This is a genomic window from uncultured Amaricoccus sp., from assembly GCF_937858865.1.
Classification (GTDB): Bacteria; Pseudomonadota; Alphaproteobacteria; order Rhodobacterales; family Rhodobacteraceae; genus Amaricoccus.
In genome coordinates this window covers 1-1,716 of sequence record NZ_CALLYO010000355.1, presented here as the reverse complement: position 1 = coordinate 1,716, position 1,716 = coordinate 1, and the positions used below count along the sequence as shown (strand labels likewise).

General features: G+C 66.6%; 1 protein-coding gene. It reads right to left on the bottom strand.

Going from position 1 to position 1,716, the window contains the following annotated elements; genetic code table 11:
• Positions 1–447: 447 nt before the first annotated feature.
• A partial coding sequence (gene ahcY, locus Q0112_RS10305) for an adenosylhomocysteinase (protein ID WP_297974834.1) occupies positions 448–1,716 on the bottom strand: 1,269 nt, incomplete at its 5' end.

The window sequence follows — 1,716 nt, the reverse complement described above, 5'->3', positions numbered from 1 at the left end:
GCTTTCCAGCCCCTTTCCGGCCGCATTCCAGTCCGCTCAAGTCGCTGTTAACACGAGCGGAATTCTCCTCGAGGCCGAGCCACGGGAATCGCTGGAACGAAGATCGGGAGGGCCCTTCCCCCTCGAAGGGCCCTCCCGACCCCGCGTGTGCGGGTCTCGTCTGCAAGGCCGGGCCGGGCGGCGGCTGGAACGACCGGCCCCCACAAACCGTCGGACCCTGAAAGCTGCCGCGAAACCGGTGACCCCGCCGACCCGCACGACCCCCTCCAGGGTTCGGTGAGACCCTTCGGGTGCAAACTGGTGCGATCGGTGTGGAGACGATGGTATCAGCGGGCGCTTCTGCCACGGCCATCGTTGGGTCCGACTATGGCGGAAAGCGCCCCGCCGGTCAACGGCGAAGCGCCTAGAATTGAAGGTTATCAGGACGTTGCCGGCCTGATTTACCATTCAGTAGCGATAATGCTCCGGCTTGTAGGGACCCTCGGGCGTGACGCCAATATAGGTCGCCTGCTCGGGCCGCAGCTCTGTCAGCTTCACGCCGATCCGCGCGAGGTGCAGCCGCGCCACCTTCTCGTCGAGGTGCTTGGGCAGGGTGTAGACCTTGTTCCCGTACTGCTCGCCGCGGGTCCAGAGCTCGATCTGCGCCAGCGTCTGGTTGGTGAAGCTCGCCGACATGACGAAGGAGGGGTGCCCGGTCGCGTTTCCGAGGTTGAGCAGGCGCCCCTGGGACAGGAGGATGATGCGCTTCCCGTCCGGGAAGTGGATCATGTCCACCTGGTCCTTGATGTTGGTCCACTTGAAGTTGCGCAGCTGCGCCACCTGGATCTCGTTGTCGAAGTGGCCGATATTGCCGACGATCGCCATGTCCTTCATCGCCCGCATGTCGTCGAGCGTGATGACGTCGCGGTTGCCGGTGGCGGTGATGAAGATGTCGGCCCTGGGGGCGGCGTCCGCCAGCGTCACCACCTCGAAGCCGTCCATCGCCGCCTGCAGCGCGCAGATCGGGTCGACCTCCGTCACCATCACGCGGGCGCCGGCGCCGCGCAGCGAGGCCGCCGAGCCCTTGCCGACGTCGCCGTAGCCGAGGACAAGGGCGGTCTTGCCGGCCATCATCGTGTCGGTGCCGCGGCGGATGCCGTCGACGAGCGACTCCTTGCAGCCGTACTTGTTGTCGAATTTCGACTTCGTCACGCTGTCGTTGACGTTGATCGCCGGGAAGGGCAGCAGGCCCTTCTCCATCAGCTGGTAGAGGCGGTGGACGCCGGTCGTGGTCTCCTCCGAGACGCCGCGGATCTGCGCGCGCTGCTTCACGAACCAGCCCGGCGACTGCGCCATCCGCTGGCGGATCCGGGCGAAGAAATACTCGGCCTCCTCGCTGTCGGGATTCTCGATGAGGCTCGTCTCGCCTTCCTCGACCCGGGCGCCGGTCAGGATGTACATGGTCGCGTCGCCGCCGTCGTCGAGGATCATATTGGCGCCGCCCCCGTCCGCCCCCTCGAAGCCGAAGATGCGGTCGGTGTAGGTCCAGTAGTCCTCGAGCGTCTCGCCCTTCACCGCGAAGACCGGCACGCCAGCCGCGGCGATGGCGGCGGCGGCGTGGTCCTGGGTCGAGAAGATGTTGCAGGAAGCCCAGCGAACCTCGGCGCCGAGGGCGACCAGCGTCTCGATGAGGACGGCGGTCTGGATCGTCATGTGCAGCGAGCCGGCGATCCGCGC